We start from the raw sequence: 16,071 nt of genomic DNA, 5'->3' as shown, positions 1-16,071 counted from the left end.
GCCCAGCCGCAAACTAGAACAAATGCGGAACATTTGGTGTGAGTCGATGGCCCGCAGACGAATCCTGTCCCTTTGGTTTCCCCGGCTCGGGGCCGAACGGCTGATCCGCCGCGAACCGCATCTGGCCAGCCTGCCGCTGGCCACGATGGACGAGGTTGGCGGCGGGCAGCGGCTGGTGTCGCTGTCGGACAAGGCCAGTGCGCAAGGGCTTTATGCCGGGCAACCCCTGCGCGATGCCTATGCGCTTTGTGCCGAGCTGGTCACCCGACCCGCCGCGCCGCATCGCGAGGCGGCCTTTCTGGGGGGCTTGCATCGCTGGGCAGGCAAGTATTCGCCTTGGGTATCGGCCCAGCCGCCGGATGCCTTGATGCTGGATCTCAGCGGCTGCGCGCATCTGTTCGGGGGCGAGGCCAAGCTGACCGATACGGTGGTGCAGGATTGCGCCGATCTGGGCCTGACGGTGCGGATCGGTCTGGCCGATACGCTGGGCGCGGCTTGGGCGCTGGCCCGCTATGGCGGCACACGGGCCCGCGCGCATCGCTCGGGCGATGCCATCGATCAGGAGGCCCGCGCCACCCGCGCCCGCGCCGGCAAGCGTCGGCATTGGGAACGCGGCGGGGCGGCCCCGGCGATCAATGCGCAAAGCCCCGCGACGCCCGGGCAGATCGCCGCCGAGGGACAAAGTCTGGCGAGCCTCGCGCCCCTGCCCGTCGCGGCGCTGCGGCTGGATGCGCAAACGGTCGAGCAACTCAACCGATTGGGGCTGCGCCGGGTCCGCGACCTTTTGGACCAGCCCCGCGCCAGCCTTGCGCGTCGCTTTGGGCGCGGGCTGATCGACCGGCTGGATCAGGCCACCGGCGCCGCGCCGGAACCCGTCTCGCCCAGCGCCGCACCCGATCGCTTTGCCATCCGCCTGACCCTGCCCGAACCCATCGGGCTCGAAGCCGACGTGACCGAGGCCACCCGCCGCCTCTTGGACCGCCTGTGCCGGACGCTTGAACGGAAAGGCCGCGCTGCCCGCGCCCTGCGGCTGGAGGCACATCGCTGCGACGGCTTGATGGAATGGCAAAAGGTGGTGTCCGCCGTGGCCACCCACGACCCGGACCGGCTGCTGTCCCTGCTGGCCCTGCGCATCCCCGAGATCGACGCAGGCCCCGGCATCGACATGATGCGGCTGGAGGCCACCGCGCACGAACCCCTTCAATCGCGCCCCCATGCCGGACCCCTGTCGGGGGGAACGCCCTTGGCGCGCGACCGCGCGATGGAGGATCTGATCAGCCGTCTCGGCGCCCGCATCGGTATCGAAAAGATCACCCGCCTGCATCCCGGCGACAGCCATATCCCGGAAAAGCAAAGCATCCCGGTGCCCGCCGCCTTTACCAAGCCCTGCCATGACTGGCCCGACGATCTGCCGCCGCGCCCGCTGCGCATGTGGCCACCGGAAATCGTGCAGGCCCCCGACACGCCCACGCCGCCGGACCGCTTTCGCTGGCGGGGGCGCGACTGGGTGGCGGCGCATCGCGAGGGGCCGGAACGCATCCTGCCGGAATGGTGGCTCGAAGACCCGAACTGGCGGTCAGGTCCGCGCGACTATTGGCGCGTGGCCACCGAGCAGGGCGACCGGCTGTGGCTGTTCTACGCCCATGGCGGGCAGGTGTCGTCGGGCTGGTTCTGTCAGGGGGCCTTTGCGTGAGCCTCGCCGATGACCCGCGCCGGGATGCCCGCGACCGTCGCGCCCGCAGGCACATCGCGGGTCACCACCGCATTCGCCCCGATCACCGCATGATCGCCCACCGTCAACGGACCGATCAGCTTGGCCCCGGCGCCCACGTCCACATGCCCGCCCAGAACAACCGGCCCGGCCAGCGTGACCTGATGAAAGATCATGCAGTTCGGACCGATCTTCGCCTGCGGGTGGATGATGATCCCGGTCGGATGGGTCAGCCGCAGCCCGCCGCCGATCTGCGTGGTCAGATGCAATTCCGACTGGCACATGAGCGACCAGAACCAATGGTTCAGCACCCAGTATTTCGACATCACGCGGCCCAGCGCACCGCGTCCGCGCCACGCCTGATAGCGGCGCACCGCGCGGATCATCTTCTTGCCCGGCTCCCAAAACCGCTCGATCCGTTCGCGCGACCAGTCCGGCTCGACAGCCGATATCCCCGTTTCGTGATCCAAGCGATCTTTCCCCGCACCGCGTCATATTCTTGCCCAGAAATGCGGTATCCTTGATGATATGGCAACAGGTGCCGCGCGTCTGCGGTCGCGCGCACCCGGAAGCTTGACCAGATGAATACCCGGCTCCACTGACGTAGCGTCATGTGGGGCTGCCTTTATGAGTGACCCCGGAGAAACCGGAAGGATGCAGATGAGCCCGGCTCCTACAGGACAGAGCGCCTCGCCCCACGCCCCGTTGCCCTATCGGCGCGACATCGACGGGTTGCGGGCGATCGCCGTCTTGTCTGTGGTACTGTATCATTTCGGCCTGCCGCTGAAGGGCGGGTTCGTCGGGGTCGACATCTTCTTCGTCATTTCCGGCTTCCTGATCGGCGGCATCCTGTGGCGCGAATACGATTCCACCGGGCGCATCTGGCTGAAGAATTTCTACATTCGCCGCTTCCGCCGCCTTGCGCCCGCGTTCTTCGCCATGGTCGCGGTGACGATGGCGCTTGGCTACGCGATCCTGTTGCCGTTCGAGTACCGCGAACTGGGCAAAAGCGTCATCGCGGCGACGGTCTATCTGTCGAACCTGCTGTTCTTTCGCCAAGCCGGGTATTTCGACGCCGCATCCGAGGAAAAGCCGCTGCTGCATACGTGGTCGCTGGCGGTCGAGGAGCAGTTCTATGTCTTCCTGCCGTTGTTCATCCTGCTGCTGGCGCGCTGGCGTTGGGGGCTGATCGGCGGGTTGATCGCGGTCTGGGCCGGGTCGCTGGCGGCCTGCATCGTGCTGACGCCCTACATGCAGACGGCGACGTTTTACCTGTTCCCGTTCCGCGCATGGGAGATGCTGACCGGCGTGCTGCTGGCGATCTGGGGCTTTCACCGCGGCACGTTATGGCGCGGTCACGCGGTGCTCAGCTGGCTGGGGCTGGCGCTGATCCTCGTCTCGGTCGTGTTCATCCCGGCGGGGCCGACATTCCCCGGCCTGCTGGCGGTGTTCCCGGTGCTGGGGACCGTTTTGCTGCTGTCCAGCGGCACGGGGGCAAACCCGGTGAACCGGCTTCTGACGCACCCGGTCGCGGTGTTCTTCGGGTTGATCTCGTACTCGCTCTACCTGTGGCACTGGCCGGTCTACACGCTGTCCGCCTATCTGCGCGACGGCTATGCCAACATGGCCGAGGCGCTGGTCTGGATGGCGCTGTCGGTGGGTCTGGGCTGGCTCAGCTGGCGCTTGGTGGAACAGCCCGTGCGGCGGGCCCGCCGCCTGCCGGGGCTGGCGGTGCTGGGCGGGACGGCGGTGCTGTCGCTGTCGGCGCTGGCCATGGGTGGGCTGGTGTTCAAGGCGAATGGTCTGCCCGACCGGTTCGGGCAACAGGCCAGCATCCATATCGCGGCGTCGGGCGATTTCCTTCAGGATTTCAGCCGGTGTTACGTGGCCGATACGCTGCCGCTCGACGGGTTGGAGGTCTGTCCCATCGGCCCCGAGGGCGCTCCGCGCGTGCTGGTCTGGGGCGACAGCCATGTGCGCGCCTTCCATGCGGGGCTGGATCTTGCCGCGCATGAGGCCGGGACACCGGGCATCATCATCTGGCGCGCCGGTTGCCCGCCGCTCTTTGGCATCCGCAAGGTTGAAAGCGCCGCGACACAGGCACAGGACACCGCCTGCACCCAAGCCAACAAGCAGATCGAACAGGCGTTTTCGCGCATGGACAGCCTCGAACAGGTGCTGCTGATCGGTCGCTGGGCCTATTACGCGACGGGCAAGGGCGTGGGGCTGGACGCGGGCAATACCATCGCCCTGCATCCCACAGACACGCCCGGTCAGGCCGGGATGAAACAGGCGCTTCTGCTGGCGCAGGCCGCGCAGCGCACCGTGACCGAACTGCACAGATGGGTGCCGCAGGTGACCGTGCTGCGCCAACCGCCCGAGATCCCGCTGTATGACAGCCGCAAGGCCGCGCGCGAGGCAGCCCATGCCCACTGGCCGCTGGCCCCTGCGCCACAGACCCGCGCCACCGCCAATCCCGATGAACAGGCCGTGCGCACGGCGCTGGCAGATACGCCGTGGCAGGCGCTTGAGGAAACCGGGCAGATCACCCTGATCGACCCGTGGGATCGATTCTGCGTGGACGGGACCTGTCACGCGGTGGTCGACGGGGTTGGGCAGTTCTTCGACAACAACCATGTGACCAATGCCGCCGCCCTGCGTCTGCGCGACCTGTTCGCGCCGGTCTTTGGCGGCGAGGTTCGCGAAACCGCCCTGACCGGGACCAGCGAATGAGCGTCTTCGACGTGCAGTGGGACGCCATCGTGATCGGCACCGGCATCGGCGGCGGCACCATCGGGCGCGCCTTGGCCGAGGCCGGGCACAAGGTTCTGTTCGTCGAGCAGGGGCCAGCCGGGTTCCGGTCCGAGCAAAACGGCCTGTCCGAGATCTTCGTTCCGGAGGCGCGCCTGACCCGGGGCCTGTGGCCCGATCCCCTGCATGTCACGGTCGATGGCCGATCCGAGCAGCTTTATGCGCCGCTCGGGGCGGGCGTCGGTGGGTCTTCGGCGTTCTACGCCGCCACGCTCGAACGGCCCGAGCGGCACGATCTGGACTCGGTCGACGGCAAACCGCATCCCACCGGCGGCTGGCCTGTCTCGTTCGACGCGATGACCCCTTACTATGCGAAGGCCGCCGCGCAATACCGGGTGTATGGCAGCCCTGATCCCCTGGGCGAGCCACCGATCCCCCTGCGCGCCCCGCCCGACCTGAGCGCGACCGAAAGCGCGCTGATGGACAGTCTGACCCGCGCCGGTCTGCACCCTTACCACGCGCATACCGGGCTGGAACGTCTGCCCGGCTGCGCCACCTGCCTCGGCCACAAATGCCCGCGCGCCTGCAAGATGGATGGCCGCTCTGCCGGGGTGGAGCCGGCTTTGGCCACGGGCAACGCCACGCTTCTGGACCGCGCCCGCGTCACGCGGCTTGGCACCAATGGCGACACGATCAGCCATGTCGAGCTGATCCATGACGGCGTGCCCCGCCGCCTGACCGCGCGGCGCTATATTCTGGCCGGTGGGGCGCTCGGCTCGCCACACCTGCTGCTGAAATCCGCGAATGAGGCCTGGCCGAGCGGTGTCGCGAACCGCTCTGGCCTTGTCGGGCGCAACCTGATGTTCCACGTGAACAAGATGTTCGCGCTATGGCCGCAACGCGGCACGCCTGACAGCGGCGCGACCAAGGCGATCTCGCTGCGCGATCTCTACCACCCCGGGCAACGCTTTGGCACGATTCAGGCCATGGGCATCCGCGCCAGCTATGGCGAGATCGTGCATTATCTCAACCTGATGCTGGCCCGCTCGCCCCTTGGCCGCGTGCGGGGGCTGAGCCAGCTGACCCGCATCCCTGCGGCGCTCGCGCATCGCGCCTTTGGCTCGGCGCAGATCTTCGTCGGCCTGCTCGAAGACCTGCCCTACGCGGAAAACCGCGTCACATGGGACGCCGCCGCAGCCGACCGGCTGTCGGTCGACTATACCTTGCATGACGAGCTGAAATCCCGTCACCGCGCCTTTCGCCGCGCCATTCGCCGCGCGTTCAAAGGGCACCGCCGGATGATGATGGGCCATGGGATCGAACTGAACTGGGGCCATCCGTCGGGAACCCTGCGCTATGGCACCGATCGCACGCAATCGGTGCTGCGCCCGGATTGTCGGACCCATGACATCGGCAACCTGTGGGTTGTCGATGCGTCCTTCATGCCCACCTCGATGGGGGTCAACCCCAGTCTGACCATCGCCGCAAACGCCCTGCGCGTGGCCGAGACGATCACGAAAGGCGCGACATGACAGAGGTGACCCCACAGGACGGCATCGCCATCGTCACCGGGGCGGGCAGCGGCCTAGGCCGGGCGCTGGCTGTCGCCCTGTGCCAGCGCGGATTCACCGTCGCCGGGCTGGGGCGGCGGCTGGACGGGCTGCAAGGCACGGCAGAGGCCGCCGGTCCGAAGTTTCGGGCGCATGCGGTTGATGTTGCGGATGCGCAGGCGGTGGCCGCGCTCTTTGCATCACTCGGCCCGATTGCCCTGCTCATCAACAACGCCGCCGTCTACCCCCACCGGGATTTCCTCGACGAAACGCCTGACAGCTTTGCCTGGACGATGGCGATCAACCTTGGTGGCGTGGTCAATTGCACCCATGCGGCACTGCAGGACATGGCCCCGCGTGGCACCGGGCGCATCCTGAACGTCGCCACCTTTGCCGACCTCCATCCCCTGCCCGCATCGTCGGCCTATTCGGTGTCCAAAGGCGCGGCGCGCATCCTGACCCGCACTGTGATCGCCGACATCGCCGACCGCTGGCCGGGGATCGTGGTGTCGGATTGGATGCCGGGGATGCTGGCGACGTCGATGGGTATTCCGGATGGCACACCGCCCGACGTTTCTGCCAAATGGGGCGTGAAGCTCGCGCTGATGCGCGACCCGTCGCTGACCGGTACGACCTTCGAGATGAATCGCGAAATCCTGCCCCCGCGCGGGCTGAAGGGTAAGCTGAAGGACGCGCTCCTGTTTCAAAAACGAACGCCGCGAAGCCTCTAGCGGGACAGAGCGTAGGGCGGGGCTATGCCCCGCGCCCCCCCGAGAACCGCAAAAACCCCGCCCGCAAGACCTGCCCCGGCAGGATCATCAGGCATTTCAGATAGCGCGGCCCCAGCCGCTTCGGGCTGGACAGAGCGCGCCACAACCATTCGACCGCGAAACGCTGCGCCCAGCCCGGCGCGCGCTTTTGCGTGCCTGCAAAGAAATCCAGCCCCGCCCCGATGGACGCAAACCCGACCTCCGGCGCAACGCGACGCCCCAAGGCGGCGAATATCTCTTGCCGGGGGGCGCCCATTGCGACAAAGCACATCCGCGCGCCCGACGCCGCCACGTCCCTCAACACGTCCTCCGCTGCGGCGCCCCCCGCATCGAATCCCATGGGCGGCGCAATGCAGCAGGCCACGCGCAGATCACGCACTTCGCGTTCCAGATAGGCTGCTGCCGAGGTCAGCACCTCTTCGGTCGAGCCGACCAGCGCCACCGGCACACCCTGCGCCGCCGCGATCCGCGCTAGCGGCAGGATCGCTTCTGATCCGGGAATCAGCTCGACCGGGCGCCCGGCCAGCCGCGACATCCAGACGATCGGATTGCCATCCGCCACCACGAAATCCTGCGCCAGATAGGCGTCCATGAACGCCCCGTCGCTGCGCAGCTTGACCAGGTGATCCAGGTTCACCGTCGCCAGCGCAAAACCCTGCCGTTTTGCAAAGCGCTCGCGCACGCGCGCCTCCAATGTCGCCCAAGTGGGGACATTGACGTGCAAGCTTTGACCGTTGATCCGAAACAGCATCCAAGGGCACCTCTTGCCCCTCACATAACGTGGATTTGCGGCCATGTACGTGCCCTTTCCGCAACATCCCATGCAAATCACCGCAAGTGATGCCGCGCCGCCGCATTATTTTCCCGGCAAAGGCGACAATGCCGAATTCTGGCCATGATCATCTGGTTCAAGGCCAACGTGGATTGAGTGGGGATCGTGCAGGTGCCGGTTTGCAGAACGAACCGAAACGGCCCGACATGCCGGGGAATATCGGCATGAGCGGGCGGGTTGTCTTGTTGGGGTGCGGCTTCGTGGCCGACCTTTATGCGCGCGCGCTCAAGGTGATGCCGGGGATCGAGGTCGTCGGAGTCTTTGACCTGAACCCCGACCGGCTGCGCCAGTTCTGCGAGTACTGGAAGCTGCCGGCAAAAGCGTCCTTCGATCAGCTGCTGGCCGACGCCCCCGGCGCGCTGGTGCTGAACCTAACCAATCCCGATGCCCATTTCGAGACGACGCAGGCTTGTCTTGAGGCCGGGCACAACGTCTATTCCGAGAAACCGCTGGCCATGACAATGGATCAGGCGCGCGCCCTGCACGATCTGGCCGAGGCGCGCGGGCTCATGCTGGGCTCTGCGCCGTGTTCCGCGCTTGGCGAGGCCGCGCAGACGCTGGGCCACGCGCTACGCCACGGTATCGCGGGGACGCCTCGCGCGATTTATGCCGAGCTCGACGACGGTTTCATCCCCCAAGCCGCCTATCACAAATGGCGCAGCGAAAGCGGCGCGCCGTGGCCGTTTGAAGATGAATTCCGTGTCGGCTGCACGCTGGAACATGCGGGCTACTACCTGACATGGCTGATCGCGTGGTTCGGTTCGGTCCGCACCGTCGTCGCCGCCAGCGCCGAGACGATCCCCGACAAGGAGGGCACCGGCCCCTTCGCCCCGGACCTGTCCGTCGCCACGCTGTTTTTCGAGAACGGCCCGGTCACGCGCCTGACCTGTTCGATCACCGCGCCGCACAACCACGGCATCCGGATCATCGGCGAGAAGGGCGTGCTGTCCTGCGACGCGGCGTGGGACAACGCCGCCAAGGTGCGCTTTGCCAAGCGTCTGACCCTGCGCCGCCGCCTGATGGAATCGCCCCTGAAGCGCCGGATCAAGCTGCCCCAACCGACCCATCCCAAGGTCGAGCGCTGGGGCGCGGCCGCGATGAACTTTCTGCTCGGTCCGCAAGAGATGCTGGACGCCGCGCGCGAGGGCCGCCCCTGCCGCATGTCCAACGCCTTTGCCCTGCACCTAACCGAAGTGACCCTTGCGATCCAGAACGCAGGCGAGGACACGGGCGCCCAGCGCATGACCACCCGCTGCGACCCGATGGAGCCGATGACATGGGCCCGCTGACCGTCGCGATCACCGGGGCGAACGGTTTTGTCGGCGCCGCCTGCGTGGCAGAGGCCCGGCGGCAAGGCCATCCCGTGCTCGCCGTCTATCGCAGCACGCCCCGCCCCGACTGCGCCGATGATCCCGATATCACGCCATTGCAGTTCGACCTCGGCGCGACCAACGCCGCGACCGAATTGATGCAGCACCTGCCCGAAGGCAGCGCGCTGATCCATGCCGCCGCGCATTTGGGTGACGACCCCGAGGCGCTGAAACGGGACACCATCGACGCCACCCGCCGCCTGATCGCGGCGCGCGGGGCGCGTGACATCCGTCTTGTCCTGATCTCGTCGATTTCCGTCTACGACACCGACGCCGTGCAACCCGGCGACACGATCCGCGAAAGCAACCCGCTGCTGCCGCTCGCCGACCCGCATGACGCCCGCGACCCCTATGCCGGGGCCAAGCGGATGCAAGAGGATATGCTGACCGGTGGTGAGGATGACTGGATCCTGCGCCCCGGCGCGGTCTGGGGGCCGACACGCAGTTGGCACGCGCTGCAAGGGTTCTGGGCGTCCAAGCTGTTCGTCACCATCGGCTCGGACGGCGAATTGCCGCTGTGCCATGTCGACCACCTCGCGCGCGTGTCTGTCGCAGCCGCGGGCACCCGCACGGAGGGCGTACCCGCCCTGAACGTGCTGGACGACGACCGCCCGACGCGCGCCCGGTTCCTGCGCGCGCATCGTCGCAGCTACGGCTGGCCACGCCTGAACATCACGGTGCCCTATGGCGCGTGGCTGGCGCTGGTCCGCCTGCTGAAACCGGTCTCGGGCAAGCTGCCCGGCCTGTTCCGCGAACCCGTTTTACGGGCGCGGATGATGCCGCTGCGCTGGTCCAACGACCGCGCCCGCAGCGACTTTGGACTGGAAGACATCGACACGTTCGAAGGCATGATGGCCCGCACGAAGGAGGCCGAGAGATGAAGCTCGCCTACCTGACCGGCGAATACCCCCGCGCCTCCGACACCTTCATCCAGCGCGAGGTTGCCGCTCTGCGGACCCTCGGCCACGACGTGCTGACCTGTTCGATCCGCACCACCGGCGCGGAACACCTTGTCGGCCCCGAACAGCGCGCCGAACACAAGACCACCTTCAAGGTGCTGGACGCCTGCAAATCGCCCGCCCGGCTGCTGCGCGCGCATTTGCGCTGGATGCGGCACCCCGCACGCTATCTGCGCACGCTGAAACTGGCATGGGACACCGCGCCCAAGGGCATCAAAGGCCGGCTCTACAACCTGATCTATTTCCTCGAGGCGGGCGTTCTGGCGGATGAGCTGGCCCGCCACGGCGTTGAACACCTGCACAACCACATTGCCAAGGCGTCCTGCACCGTTGCCATGCTGGCCTCGGGCCTGTCGGGCATTCCCTACAGCTTTACCATCCACGGGCCGGACATCTTCTTTGAGCCGCATCACTGGCGCATCGACGAAAAGGCCGCGCGCGCCGCGTTCGTCGCCTGTATCTCGGATTTCTGCCGCTCTCAGCTGATGTGCTTTGCCGATCAGGCCCATTGGGACCGCTTTCACATCGTGCATTGCGGCGTCGATCCGGCGCGTTATCAAACCGCCCCGCACGAGGGAACGGACGTCCTGTTCGTCGGCAGGCTTGCGGCGGTCAAGGGCGTGCCGGTTCTGCTGGAGGCCATTGCCGACCTGCACAAGACGTTCAAGGACCTGCGCGTCACCCTGATCGGCGACGGCCCGGACCGCGCCGCGCTGGAAGCGCAAGCACGCGGCTTGCCGGTTGAGTTTCTGGGTTACAAGTCGCAGGCCGAAGTGGCCGAGGCCCTCGCGCGGACCGACCTTTTCGTCCTGCCCAGCTTTGCCGAGGGCGTGCCCGTCGTCCTGATGGAAGCCATGGCCAGCGGCGTGCCCGTGGTCACGACCCAGATCGCCGGGGTGCCGGAATTGGTGCGGGATCATCATGCGGGCCTTCTGGTCCCGCCCGGAGACAGCGCGGCACTGTCCCACGCGATCGTCACCTTGCTGGCAAACCCGGAGGCACGCGCGAAATTCGGCGCGGAGGGCCGCGCCAAGATCGAGGCCGAATTTAACATCACCCACGAGGCCGCGTGGCTGTCTGACCTGTTCGAAGGCTATGCCAAGGGCCAGCCCCCGAAGGAAAAACGCCCATGAGTGTCGATGTCGTCCTGATCGGTCGGAACGAGGGCGCGCGGTTGGTGGCCGCCTTGGACTCCGTGCAAGGCATCGCGCGACAGGTGGTCTATGTCGATTCGGGCTCGACCGATGACAGCGTCGCGCAGGCACAGGCGCGCGGGGCCAAGGTCGTGCAACTGGACATGTCGATCCCGTTCACCGCCGCCCGCGCCCGCAATGCGGGCTTCGATGCGCTCGACACCCCCGAGATCGTGCAATTCATCGATGGGGATTGCGCGCTGGTGCCCGGTTGGCTCGACGCCGGGCGCGCCTTTCTGGAAGACAATCCGCAGGTCGGCATGGTCACGGGCTGGCGCAGCGAAATCCACCCCGAGGCGTCGATCTACAACCGCCTGTGCGACTGGGAATGGCATCGCCCGCCGGGCGAAATCGCGGCCTGTGGCGGTGACATGATGGTGCGCGCACGGTTGTGGGAGCTGGTTGGCGGGATGAATCCCAACGTGATCGCCGCCGAGGATGACGAGGTCTGCTGTCGCTTCCGCAAGACCGGGGCCAAGCTGCACCGCCTGCCGGTGGACATGACCCGCCACGACGCCGCCATGCTGCGCTTTGGGCAATGGTGGTCGCGGGCGGAACGCACGGGCCACGGCTTTGCGCAGGTCCATCACCTGCATCCCGACTATTTCAAGACCGAGGTCCGCCGCGTGTTGGTCTACGGCCTCGCCCTGCCGGTTCTGGCCGTGCTTTTCCTGCTGATGGGATGGGCATGGCTTCTGGTAGTCGTTCTGGGGCTCTACGCCCTGAGTCTGAACAAGGGGCGTCAGGCGCTGCTGCGCGACGGCATACCGCCGGATGACGCTAACAAGATGGCGCGGCTGCTGACCCTATCCAAATTCCCCAATCTGATCGGGCTTCTCCGGTTCCACCTGCGCAGGCTGCGCGGGGCCGAGATGCGCATCATCGAGTACAAGTAGAGGTTCCCATGACCGACATCCGCATCGGCCTGATCGGCGCAGGCTACATCGCCACCTGGCACGCGGACGCGCTGCGCGCGACGTCTGGCGTCACCGTTACCGCCGTTGCCGACCCCAACGAATCGGCCGCGCAGGGCCTTGCCGGGGGTTTGGGCGCGCGGGCGTTTTCCTCTGTTGGCGACATGTTGCGCGCCGGGGTCTGCGACGCGGTGCACATCCTGACGCCCCCCCATTTACATGAGGGAATCGCCATCGAATGCCTTGAGGCGGGCGTCCATGTGCTTGTGGAAAAACCTGTGGCCGAATCTGCCGACGCCACCCGGCGGATTCAGGCGGCGGCCGAGACATCGGGCAAATGCTTTCACGCTGGGCATAATTTCCTCGGCCTGCCGTCATATGAGGCAATGAAGAACGCGATGCGCGCGGGTGACTATGGCCGCATCTCGGGATGCGAGATCACATGGGCGCTGCCGCTGGCCCCCTTGCGGTCCGGCCCGTTCAACCTGTGGCTCTTGCGAGAGCCGAAAAACCTGCTGCTGGAGCTTGGCCCGCATCTGGTTGCCTTTGCTCAGGATCTGTTCGGCGACGTCACCATGACCCATGCCGAAGTGTCGAAACCCGCGCTTCTGCCCGGCGACGACCCGCGCCCGCAATATATCCGCCTCTTCGCCCGCGCCGGCGGGGTCGAGGTGACCTTTACCGTCTCGATGGTCGAGACGATCGACGACCGGTCCGTCACGCTGCGTGGGTCCTCGGCCCGCGCGCGGTTGGACTTTGCGCAGGACGTGCTGATCGTGGAACGCGAGAATCCGTCTGATCTGATCGTCAACCCGCTGCGCCGCCAGTTGGACCTGTCGCGCCAGCATCTGTGGCAGGGGGTGAAGAACGCCGCCATCCAACTGAAATCCCTGAACACGCAAAACCCGTACGGGCGTAGTTTCCGGGGCATGGATGCAGCGATTTACGACGGCATCCACAAGGGCCAGCCCGACGCGCGGTTTGCCGGGCCAAGTGCGGTCAAGGTCATGCAGGCGCTCGACGACGCGCTGGCCCTGCTGCCGCCCGAGTCGCTGGAGGTCAAGGCCCCCGTCATCCGCTCGCACGACCCGAAACCCACCGCGATGGTGATCGGCGGCACCGGCTTCATCGGGCGGGCACTGACCCGGCGGCTGGTGGCCGAGGGGCGCGATGTGCGCGTGCTGTCGCGCGGGCGCACAGGCCCCTTCCCCGACCTGCCCGACAACGTGGAAACCTATCAGGCTTCTTTGCACGATCTGGACGGTCTGACCGAGGCGATGAAGGGCATCGACGTGGTCTTCAACCTTGCCAAGGCGCTCGAAACCACATGGGCCGACGCGTTGAAGAATGACGTGGGCGTGGCCACCCGCATCGGCATGGCCTGCGAAAAGGCGGGGGTGAAACGGCTGGTCTATACCGGCACCATCGCCAGCTACGACATGTCCGACCCCGCGCGCACGATCACCGAGGAGACCGGCTTTCCCGACGACATGACCGACCGCAACCTCTATGCCCGGTCCAAGGCGGAATGCGAACGCCAGCTTATGAAGCTGCACAAGGAGCGCGGCCTGCCCGTGGTCATCGCCCGCCCCGGCATCGTCGTGGGCGAGGGCGGCCCGCTGCAACACTGGGGCATCGGGCGCTGGCATGGCGCGGGCGCGGTGCGCATCTGGGGGCATGGCCGCAACATCCTGCCCTTTGTGCTGAATGATGACATCGCCGATGGGCTGGTCCGCATGATCGACGCCCCGGTCGAGGGTCAAAGCTTCAACCTGATCGGCGAGCCAATGCTGTCCGCGCGCGATTACTTCGACGCGATCCACGAGCAGCTGGGCGCGCGCATCCGCGTCGCGCCGGGCAACCTTTACGCCTTCTATGCCTCTGACGCGGTGAAATACGGGCTCAAGAAATACGCCCTGCGCAAGCCCGGCCTGATCCGCCCCAGCCTTGCCGATTGGAAGAGCCGGGCGCATTTCTCGCCCTTCGACAATCGCAAACCCAAGGAGCTGCTCGAGTGGCGGCCCGAGCCGGATCGCGCCCGCTTTGTCGAACAGGCGATCACGCGGGCGAATCTCTTTGGTTGGTAGCGAGTTTGTGTGAACAATCCCCTCAATACGGACTTATTCTAGCCAAATTCCTTTGGTTTAAACGGACAGAATGAATGCCCAACGCGAGGCACACCAGTTTCGGGTGACAGTGATCGGAGACGAGCAGGCCATGGATCAGCACATGCACAGACAGGCGCGCGCGCTCCTGATCCTGTTGGTTCGGGCCGGCGGGGCATGATCATGACGGACGAACGGAAATTCCGCCGACGGTTCAAGAAAACCGCCCCCGTGGACGAAATGGACCCGGTGCCGCTGCTGGAAAGCCGCGAGGACCGTTTGGCCCGCCGTGAAACGGAAGCCGCCGAGGACGCGCGCCGCAAGGAACAGGCCCGAGCGGCAGAGGCCGCCCGGATCGAAGCCGAACAACGCGCGCAGGCCGAGGAAGAGGCACGGCAAGCGGCAGAGGAGCAGGCGCGCCGCGTGGCAGAGGCCAAAGCCCGCAAGGCCTCCGAGGAGAAGGCCCGCAGGGCCGCCGCCGCCAAGGCAGAGGCCGATCGCTTGGCCAAGGAAAAGGCACATGCCGAGGCCGTCGCCCGGAAACGCAAGGCCGAAGCCGCCGCCCGCGCCGACGCCGAAGCCCGCGCCAAGGCCGAAGCCGTGGCAGAGGCCAAGCGCCGCAAAGCCGCGCGGCTAGAGGCTTTGCGCCGCGAGCAAGCCGCTGCAGAGGCCAACGCTGCCGCCGCCGCCCGCGCCGCCGAAGAGGCCCGCCGCCGCGCGCAGGAGGCTTCGGCAGCAGAGGAAGCGGAGCTGCGCAAGGCAGAGGAAGCCCGGCGTGCCGAGGAGCAGCGCAAGGCCGAAGAGGCCCAACGCGCAGAAGAAAAGCGCAAAGCCGAAGAGGCCCAACGCGCGGAAGAAAAGCGCCAAGCCGAAGAGGCCCGAAGCGCGGAAGCAAAGCGCAAGGCCGAAGAGGCCCAACGCGCAGAGGAGCAGCGCAAGGCCGAGGAGGCCCGACGCGCAGAAGAAAAGCGCAAGGCCGAGGAGGCCCGACGCGCAGAGGAAAAGCGCAAGGCCGAAGAGGCCCGACGCGCAGAAGACCAACGCAAAGCCGAAGAGGCCCAACGCGCTGAAGAGAAGCGCAAGACAGAGCATACTGCGCCTGCGCGCGCCCGGATCGAAGCTCAGCCAGCGGCGCATGATCCGTGGGACGATCTCGCGACCTTCAAGGTCGACGAGGAACATCTGGCCGAGAACCGGATCATCACGGCGCAACGCGACGACCCCGCCCACGCCGCCTTTGACGTGCTGCGCACTCGCCTGCTGCAGGCGCTCAACGACAATGGCTGGCGGCGTGTCGCCATCACGTCGCCCGGCAAGGATTGCGGCAAGACCTTTACCGCGGCCAACCTCGCCATCAGCCTGTCGCGGCAGGAAAACTGCCGTACGCTGCTGATGGATTGCGACATGCGGCGCCCGTCGCTGCACAAGACCATGGGCATCTCGACGCCGGGCGCGATGGGCGACCTGCTGCGCGGCACGGTCGACCCCGGCGATCACCTGATGCGCATGGGGTCGAACCGAATCCATGCCGGGCGCAACATTGCTTTCGGCTTCAACAACCTTGTCGAGCCATACGCCTCGGAACTGCTGCAAGACCCGAGCACGGCCCGGACCCTTGACCTGATCGAAAGCCGTTATGACCCCGATGTCATGCTGTTCGATCTGCCGCCCGCCTTGTTCTATGACGATGTCATCGCCTTTCGCCCGCTGTTCGACGGCGTGCTGCTGGTGATCGGCGGCGGCCTGACCACCGAAAAGGAAGTCAAGGAGGTCGAGCGCCGCCTCGGCGAGCAGACCCCGCTTCTGGGTGTGGTTCTGAACATGGCCGAAGGCACGGAAATCGAGCGCTACCGCTACTGATCCCCGGACTTTTGGCAAAAATGAACCCCCGGAGGCCGGGCCAGGCCATCCGAGGG

Annotated in this window: 12 protein-coding genes; 10 read left to right on the top strand and 2 right to left on the bottom strand. The window is 66.7% G+C overall.

Annotation, left to right across the window (positions count from 1 at the left end; translation table 11 throughout):
• The first annotated feature begins 46 nt into the window (after positions 1-46).
• On the top strand, positions 47-1,693 hold the full coding sequence (locus D8Z78_RS16975) for a Y-family DNA polymerase (protein ID WP_121633175.1): 1,647 nt from the start codon (positions 47-49) through the stop codon (positions 1,691-1,693).
• On the opposite strand, the gene D8Z78_RS16970 is transcribed toward D8Z78_RS16975, so the two are convergent.
• Positions 1,675-2,181, bottom strand: a complete 507-nt coding sequence (locus tag D8Z78_RS16970; protein WP_121633173.1) for a serine O-acetyltransferase — start codon at positions 2,179-2,181, stop codon at positions 1,675-1,677. The genes D8Z78_RS16975 and D8Z78_RS16970 overlap by 19 nt on opposite strands.
• A gap of 184 nt (positions 2,182-2,365) precedes the next feature.
• Here D8Z78_RS16970 and D8Z78_RS16965 point away from each other — a divergent pair, with 184 nt between their 5' ends.
• Genes D8Z78_RS16965 through D8Z78_RS16955 form a run of 3 tightly spaced genes read left to right on the top strand, consistent with a single transcriptional unit; the run spans position 2,366 to position 6,743 of the window.
• On the top strand, positions 2,366-4,444 hold the full coding sequence (locus D8Z78_RS16965) for an acyltransferase family protein (protein ID WP_420824326.1): 2,079 nt from the start codon (positions 2,366-2,368) through the stop codon (positions 4,442-4,444).
• Positions 4,441-5,994, top strand: coding sequence for a GMC oxidoreductase (locus tag D8Z78_RS16960; protein ID WP_121633169.1), 1,554 nt, complete (start codon positions 4,441-4,443; stop codon positions 5,992-5,994). The genes D8Z78_RS16965 and D8Z78_RS16960 overlap by 4 nt, the downstream gene beginning before the upstream one ends.
• On the top strand, positions 5,991-6,743 hold the full coding sequence (locus D8Z78_RS16955; protein ID WP_121633167.1) for an SDR family oxidoreductase: 753 nt from the start codon (positions 5,991-5,993) through the stop codon (positions 6,741-6,743). The genes D8Z78_RS16960 and D8Z78_RS16955 overlap by 4 nt, the downstream gene beginning before the upstream one ends.
• Positions 6,744-6,765: 22 nt before the next feature.
• On the opposite strand, the gene D8Z78_RS16950 is transcribed toward D8Z78_RS16955, so the two are convergent.
• Positions 6,766-7,533 (bottom strand): WecB/TagA/CpsF family glycosyltransferase, encoded by a 768-nt coding sequence (locus D8Z78_RS16950; protein WP_121633165.1) that lies wholly within the window; start codon positions 7,531-7,533, stop codon positions 6,766-6,768.
• Positions 7,534-7,760: 227 nt separating this feature from the next.
• Here D8Z78_RS16950 and D8Z78_RS16945 point away from each other — a divergent pair, with 227 nt between their 5' ends.
• The 6 genes from D8Z78_RS16945 to D8Z78_RS16920 all read left to right on the top strand — a co-directional run bounded on the left by D8Z78_RS16945 (position 7,761) and on the right by D8Z78_RS16920 (position 16,015).
• Positions 7,761-8,903: a Gfo/Idh/MocA family protein gene (locus tag D8Z78_RS16945; protein ID WP_240672164.1), complete on the top strand. Its 1,143-nt coding sequence runs from the start codon at positions 7,761-7,763 to the stop codon at positions 8,901-8,903.
• On the top strand, positions 8,891-9,865 hold the full coding sequence (locus tag D8Z78_RS16940) for an NAD-dependent epimerase/dehydratase family protein (RefSeq protein WP_240672163.1): 975 nt from the start codon (positions 8,891-8,893) through the stop codon (positions 9,863-9,865). Before D8Z78_RS16945 ends, D8Z78_RS16940 begins: the two co-directional genes overlap by 13 nt.
• Positions 9,862-11,076, top strand: a complete 1,215-nt coding sequence (locus D8Z78_RS16935; RefSeq protein WP_121633163.1) for a glycosyltransferase family 4 protein — start codon at positions 9,862-9,864, stop codon at positions 11,074-11,076. The genes D8Z78_RS16940 and D8Z78_RS16935 overlap by 4 nt, the downstream gene beginning before the upstream one ends.
• Entirely contained in the window at positions 11,073-12,032 is a 960-nt protein-coding gene (locus tag D8Z78_RS16930; protein WP_121633161.1) for a glycosyltransferase family 2 protein, read from the top strand. The genes D8Z78_RS16935 and D8Z78_RS16930 overlap by 4 nt, the downstream gene beginning before the upstream one ends.
• Positions 12,033-12,040: 8 nt before the next feature.
• Positions 12,041-14,137 carry an NAD-dependent epimerase/dehydratase family protein gene (locus D8Z78_RS16925; RefSeq protein ID WP_121633159.1) on the top strand — a complete coding sequence of 699 codons (2,097 nt, stop codon included), beginning with the start codon at positions 12,041-12,043 and terminating at the stop codon, positions 14,135-14,137.
• 201 nt (positions 14,138-14,338) lie between these two features.
• Positions 14,339-16,015 carry a nucleotide-binding protein gene (locus D8Z78_RS16920; protein WP_240672162.1) on the top strand — a complete coding sequence of 559 codons (1,677 nt, stop codon included), beginning with the start codon at positions 14,339-14,341 and terminating at the stop codon, positions 16,013-16,015.
• Positions 16,016-16,071: the final 56 nt, after the last annotated feature.

It is taken from the genome of Tropicibacter alexandrii (assembly GCF_003667315.2).
Classification (GTDB): Bacteria; Pseudomonadota; Alphaproteobacteria; order Rhodobacterales; family Rhodobacteraceae; genus Tropicibacter; species Tropicibacter alexandrii.
This window is presented reverse-complemented; position numbering and strand designations above follow the sequence as displayed.